Annotated in this window: 7 protein-coding genes; 6 read left to right on the plus strand and 1 reads right to left on the minus strand. The window is 47.9% G+C overall.

Going from position 1 to position 6,449, the window contains the following annotated elements; all coding sequences use genetic code 11:
• The 5 genes from hutU to MHN01_RS12945 form a co-directional block, all read left to right on the plus strand.
• Nucleotides 1-884: urocanate hydratase (gene hutU / locus MHN01_RS12925; protein ID WP_239411720.1), on the plus strand; the 884-nt coding region annotated here is incomplete at its 5' end.
• Between the two features lie 28 nt (nt 885-912).
• Nucleotides 913-2,445: a histidine ammonia-lyase gene (gene hutH / locus MHN01_RS12930; protein WP_239411721.1), complete on the plus strand. Its 1,533-nt coding sequence runs from the start codon at nt 913-915 to the stop codon at nt 2,443-2,445.
• A 230-nt stretch (nt 2,446-2,675) separates the two neighbouring features.
• A complete protein-coding gene (locus tag MHN01_RS12935; protein ID WP_239411722.1) occupies nt 2,676-3,542 on the plus strand; it encodes a fructosamine kinase family protein in 867 nt (288 codons plus the stop codon).
• Between the two features lie 133 nt (nt 3,543-3,675).
• The gene (gene hxpB / locus MHN01_RS12940; RefSeq protein WP_239411723.1) at nt 3,676-4,329 is read left to right on the plus strand and encodes a hexitol phosphatase HxpB; all 654 of its coding nucleotides are present in this window, start codon (nt 3,676-3,678) and stop codon (nt 4,327-4,329) included.
• Between the two features lie 324 nt (nt 4,330-4,653).
• Nucleotides 4,654-4,857 carry a CPXCG motif-containing cysteine-rich protein gene (locus MHN01_RS12945; RefSeq protein WP_075763419.1) on the plus strand — a complete coding sequence of 68 codons (204 nt, stop codon included), beginning with the start codon at nt 4,654-4,656 and terminating at the stop codon, nt 4,855-4,857.
• Between the two features lie 86 nt (nt 4,858-4,943).
• Here MHN01_RS12945 and MHN01_RS12950 read toward each other — a convergent pair whose 3' ends face one another.
• On the minus strand, nt 4,944-5,558 hold the full coding sequence (locus MHN01_RS12950; RefSeq protein WP_239411724.1) for a riboflavin synthase subunit alpha: 615 nt from the start codon (nt 5,556-5,558) through the stop codon (nt 4,944-4,946).
• Nucleotides 5,559-5,755: 197 nt separating this feature from the next.
• Between MHN01_RS12950 and MHN01_RS12955 the strand changes: the two genes are divergently transcribed.
• A partial coding sequence (locus tag MHN01_RS12955) for a cache domain-containing protein (protein ID WP_239411725.1) occupies nt 5,756-6,449 on the plus strand: 694 nt, incomplete at its 3' end.

Consider the following 6,449-nt stretch of genomic DNA (forward strand, 5'->3'; position numbering starts at 1 on the left):
ATCCTCTGAACGGCTACCTGCCAAAAGGCTGGAGCATGGAATATGCTGCCGAAATGCGAACCAAAGACGAAGCCGCAGTGGTCAAAGCCGCCAAGCAATCAATGGCAATCCAGGTACAGGCGATGCTGGATCTGCAAAAGGCCGGTTCAGCAACCGTAGATTACGGTAATAACATCCGTCAGATGGCATTTGAAGAAGGTGTTGAGAATGCCTTTGACTTCCCGGGCTTCGTTCCTGCGTATATCCGTCCGCTATTCTGCGAAGGTGTCGGACCATTCCGCTGGGCTGCCCTGTCTGGCGATCCGGAAGATATTTACAAAACCGATCAAAAAGTAAAAGAGCTGATCCCGGACAACCCTCACCTGCACAACTGGCTCGACATGGCCCGTGAGCGTATTCAGTTCCAGGGACTGCCGGCTCGTATCTGCTGGGTTGGCCTGAAAGACCGTGCTCGTCTGGGTAAAGCGTTTAACGAAATGGTTAAGAACGGCGAGCTGAAAGCGCCGATTGTTATTGGCCGCGACCACTTGGATTCTGGCTCTGTTGCCAGCCCGAACCGCGAAACCGAAGGTATGATGGATGGCTCTGATGCCATATCAGACTGGCCTCTCCTCAATGCGCTGCTTAATACCGCTTCTGGCGCAACCTGGGTATCGCTGCACCACGGTGGTGGTGTCGGCATGGGCTTCTCGCAGCACTCCGGCATGGTTATCGTTTGTGACGGCAGTGACGATGCAGCCGAGCGTGTTGGTCGTGTTCTGCGTAATGACCCAGCCACTGGGGTAATGCGCCATGCCGATGCAGGTTATGACATCGCCATTAACTGTGCAAAAGAGCAAGGACTTGACTTGCCAATGATCACAACCCCGTCAGTATCAAAGTAATCAACGGTAGCAAGAAGGAAGTAGTTGTATGTACCATTTAGAAATCAAGCCGGGAACGCTATCACTGAAGCAACTCCGCGAGATCAGCCGTCAGCCTGTCGAGCTGTCTTTGCATGAGTCAGCTCTGGAAGGTATGCAAGCAAGTACTCAAGCCGTTGAGCAGATCATTGCCGAAGATCGTGTAGTCTACGGCATCAACACAGGATTCGGGCTACTCGCCAACACCCGTATTGCCGTCGAAGATCTCGAAACACTTCAGCGCAGTATCGTACTATCACATGCTGCAGGCATCGGTGAATTCATGGATGACGCTACCGTTCGCCTGATGATGGTGTTGAAAATCAACAGTCTCTCTCGTGGTTATTCAGGCATTCGCCCCTTAGTGGTCAATGCGCTGATGAAGCTGGTGAACTCTGAAGTTTATCCGTGCATACCGAAAAAAGGATCGGTGGGTGCGTCAGGTGATTTGGCTCCCCTCGCCCATATGAGCACAGTACTGCTTGGCGAGGGTCAGGCACGCTTCGAGGGCAAGGTGATCTCTGGTGAAGAAGCACTGAAAATCGCCGGTCTCGAGCCTATTACACTTGCGCCAAAAGAAGGGCTGGCATTGCTAAACGGTACCCAGGCTTCGACGGCTTTTGCCCTTGAGGGACTGTTCGCCGCCGAAGATCTTTATGCATCAGGCACAGTTTGTGGTGCGATGTCTGTGGATGCCGCGCTAGGAAGCCGCCGTCCATTTGATCCGCGCATTCACCGTGTTCGTGGTCATCGCGGACAGATTGATGCCGCAACGGCTTATCGACATATGTTGAGCAAGGATAGCGAGATTGGTCTATCGCATCAGCAGTGCGAAAAAGTACAAGACCCATATTCTCTTCGCTGCCAGCCTCAGGTAATGGGGGCCTGCCTACAACAGATCCGCCACGCTGCCGACATTCTGGAAGTTGAAGCCAATGCGGTCTCGGATAACCCGCTGGTATTTGCCGACGATGGCGACATCATTTCAGGCGGGAACTTCCATGCCGAGCCTGTCGCCATGGCCGCTGACAATCTGGCATTGGCGATTGCTGAAATTGGTAGCCTTTCCGAACGCAGGATGGCCCTACTGATCGACAGTGCCCTGAGTAAACTACCTCCATTCCTGGTAGACAACGGCGGCGTGAACTCAGGCTTTATGATTGCGCAGGTAACCTCAGCGGCACTGGCTAGCGAAAACAAAACGCTTGCCCACCCTGCCTCTGTAGATAGCCTGCCTACATCGGCCAACCAGGAAGACCACGTTTCGATGGCGACTTTTGCGGGTCGACGTCTGGCCGATATGGCAGAAAATACCCGTGGCATCCTGGCCGTAGAACTTCTGGCTGCTGCGCAAGGACTGGATTTCAGAACCCCTAACAAGAGTTCTGAGCGCATCGAGCAGGCTAAGGCTCAGCTTCGTGAGCGTGTTAGCTTCTATGATAAAGACAGGTACTTCGCACCGGACATTGAAAAAGCGAACCAACTGCTTAAAGAGGCAACCTACAACTCACTGATGCCAGAGCAGTTACTACCAAGCTTGTAATCCCCACCTAATCAAAAGCCGGAAAATACCTTTTTCCGGCTTTTTCATTATTTTGTCATCGTTTTTAATCAACTTTTTGAGGCCGAGTTGACTATTATTTAATAGTCGTCACCTATTCGGACAGGCTAAAACCTTGATAAGCGCACAGTAATTTGCTCAATAAATAGACTAAGATGTTGATGAGACGACGATAAAGTCTCATATTATCTTGATCAGCCGTGGAGGGTGCTATGTGGCAAGCGATTTCTCACCAGCTTTCAGAAGTTTTAGATAAGCCATTCAAAATCATTGAAAAGGAACCTCTTGAAGGCGGTGATATCAATGAATGCTACTGTATTGGAGATGGTAATGATCGGTACTTCCTGAAGCTCAATGATCGCGAGCAACTGATGATTTTCGAGACGGAAGCCGAAAGCCTGCATGTCCTTAACGAAGCTGATTGTATTCAGGTCCCCCAATTTATTCACCTTGGCACCTGCCGCGACAAGTCTTTTCTGGTCTTAAACTACCTACCAACCAAAGTACTTGATAACGACGCCGCCTATACCCTTGGACAACAACTTGCCCGGTTACACTCTTGGGGCGAGCAGGCTGAGTACGGCTTTGATTGGGACAATTACATCGGACTAACCCCACAACCAAACAAGTGGCGCAGGCGTTGGTGCCGATTCTTTGCCGAACAGCGCATAGCCTGGCAACTACAGATCTGTCAGGAAAAAGGCATCGATTTGGGCAATATTGATACCATCACTAGTCGAGTCATCGACCTCTTGATGCACCACCAGCCCAAACCATCACTACTCCACGGTGATCTCTGGCATGGCAATACCGCTGTTACTGTCACCGGACCGATTATTTTTGATCCGGCCAGTTACTGGGGGGATCGCGAATGTGATATTGCGATGACCGAACTTTTTGGCGGCTTTCCGCCAACCTTCTATGAGGGTTACCAGTCTGTATGGCCTTTGGATGAAGGATATCAAGAACGTAAAGAGCTTTATAACCTTTACCATGTACTCAACCACTGTAACTTGTTTGGCGGCAGTTATATTGCTCAAGCCGAACATTCGATAGAGAAACTCGGCCTGCTCAAATAGTCAGGTGTCTTCGAGATTATTCTCTACCTGCGATATATGATATCTTCAGTAAAAATTACAAGCTGAGCACTTGGCTGGATATCCTGCCAAGCTCTCGGCTTGTTTTCGTTATTATTCTTACTGAGAGATATTGATGTTACAAGCAGCTGTTTTTGATATGGATGGCCTATTGGTCGATTCGGAACCCTTCTGGCAACGTGCACAAGTTGAGATTTTCTCTTCGCTAGGCGTGCAAATTGAGCAAAAAGATACCCTGCAAACCATGGGACTACGTATCGATCAGGTCGTTGAGTTTTGGTATGCCAAACAGCCTTGGCAAGATCTCGACTGTGCCACTGTAACAGAAATGATTGTGGTGCGAGTTGAAGAGCTAATCAAAGAGCATAAACCAATGCTACCGGGTGTACTTGAAGCCCTGGCAACCTGCGAACAACTAGGTTTAAAAGTTGCCCTGGCCTCTTCCTCTCCAATGCGCCTGATCCAGTCAACGCTGGAAGCCCTTTCTCTGGAAAGCAAGTTCTCTGCGGTACTGTCTGCGGAACACCTTCGCTACGGAAAACCGCACCCGGAAGTCTACATCAATGCCGCCGATAAACTGGGCGTCGCTCCACAGGCCTGTGTCGCATTTGAAGACTCGGTAAACGGTTTGCTCGCTGCCAAAGCAGCACAGATGAAAGGGATCGCCGTACCGGAAAAAGCCTATGCCGATGATGCGCGCTGGGCCATTGCTGATAGAAAACTTTCCTCGCTTCACGAAGTAAATCAACAGCTAATTTCCAGCCTGTAACACAGCCATTCTTACTTTGCCGAGGTAGAGGCAAATCGCCATGTCTCTACCTCTCATTTTGTACCTCTACCACACTTCAAAATGTTCCCAAATCGACATTTTGTTAAATAATTCACATCTTATAAAATCAAAAATATCCAGCCAAAAATCACAATCCCTGACAAAATATTTATTATTTCCCTGAAACTATCTAACCAATCAAACTTTACAGTTAATTCTCGGCAAAAACGAATGCATGCCGCTAAAGTTTAGTTATATACAATTATTCCTATAAATCAGTAATGAAGCCGATTTTATGTGCTCAGCACCTCCAAGGAGTACAATATGAAAAACTATACTGAACAAGGGGTTATCTGCCCTCACTGTGGACATAATATTAGAATAACTCTCGATGCCAGTGCAGGTAGCCAAGAATTTTATGATGATTGTCCGGCATGTTGTCATGCCATTCATTTAACGATGGAAGTTGATGAGTTGCATAAAACGATTAACTTGTTCGTTGATGCCGATGATGAGCAAATTTTCTAGTTTGTCTTATTGGCCGATGGTGGCTGAATTACCACTAAGATGGACAATCCCTGCAACAGCAGGGATTGTTATTAATTAGCGCTGCACTATTCGTTTTCTTTTGCCGCCAACACACGTTCCACCGTATCAACAATAGCCTGTGTCTGGGGATCAATTTCGATATTCACAATATCGCCTGCCTGGCGACGGCCAAACAGGGTTCGGCTAAGCGTTTCAGGGATTAGGTGGACGCAGAAACTATTCCCTTTTACGTCCCCAATCGTTAGTGAGCAACCATCGATACCAATGTAGCCCTTGCGTAACACATACTTTGCATAAGCTTCGGGTAATTGGAACCAGATAGTACAGTTATTTGGGCTGATGATAACTTCGCTGATTTCTGTCGAAAAGTTAATATGTCCCGCCATTGAGTGACCACCAATTTCATCACCAAACTTGGCTGCTCGCTCAACATTGACCGCATCCCCGACTTTCAACAAACCAAGGTTGGTAACCTTTAATGTCTCCTGCATCAAATCAAAAGCGACCTCATCACCAGAACAAGCAGTTACCGTCAGGCAACAACCGTTATGTGCCACTGAGGCACCAATTTCAAGCCCAGACAACAACTGCGATGGCATCCGAATAACATGAGTTTGAAACTGATCTTTTTTGGTAATTTCGATAACTTCCGCAGTACCCTGAACAATCCCGGTAAACATGGTCTCTCCTGTTGGTATTCACAAGGGAACAATTGACGCCCTGTATAAGAGGGCTGTGATTCACTCAGCTAACCCTATAACTTAAACAAAAATCTAAGAAAACTCGGCTATAACATTTGTAACCATCGACAGGAGAATATATCCTTCGAGGCGTTTAATATCAGCCTATAAATTTCTGAATAGCCCAAGAGTATAATATGTTAAGCCAACTTTCTAAAAACCTTGGTCTGCGTATTCAGTTAATCCTGACACTACTGGTTCTGTTAACAGCCATTCCTATCGGACTGTTATGGTATCACAGCTCTGAACAGGTCCGGCTGCAAACCATAGAAAGGCTGTACCACCACTCCAGTGAGACCATTTATCGCCAGTTAGATAATTTCTTTTCTGAAGCTCAGGCTGTCTACCAACATCAGAAAAAAATAGAAGCGGAGCTTCCTGGTATTGTTCAGGATCGCGACGAGCTTATCGCGTATCTGGCCAACGTACTGAACCATCACTTTACCATCGACCACTTTTACTTCGCTAATAATGAGGGCGGTTTGCTCTCTCTTGGGCAAGATTGGGACAAGCACTTCATTCGGCTGGAATCAGATAATGGGACAGCAGGTCCGTTAACCAGCTATCAGACCCTGTACAACGGAGAAGGTGGTGTTGCTACCACGGCAACGGAGCACTTTGATGCCCGGACGAGGCAGTGGTACCAACAGGCTCTTACATCAAATAAACCTATCTGGAGTGACCTCTACCCTGGCGCCATTGATCAAAACCAGCTTGGCATTACCTTATCTAAGACGCTCTGTGATGAAAAAAATCAACTTATTGGGGTATGGGGGCTGGACATTACACTCACCAGCGTGGTTAACGAGCTGATTAAAGCCAAACCCAGTG

The organism is Photobacterium sp. OFAV2-7, assembly GCF_022347985.1.
Classification (GTDB): domain Bacteria; phylum Pseudomonadota; class Gammaproteobacteria; order Enterobacterales; family Vibrionaceae; genus Photobacterium.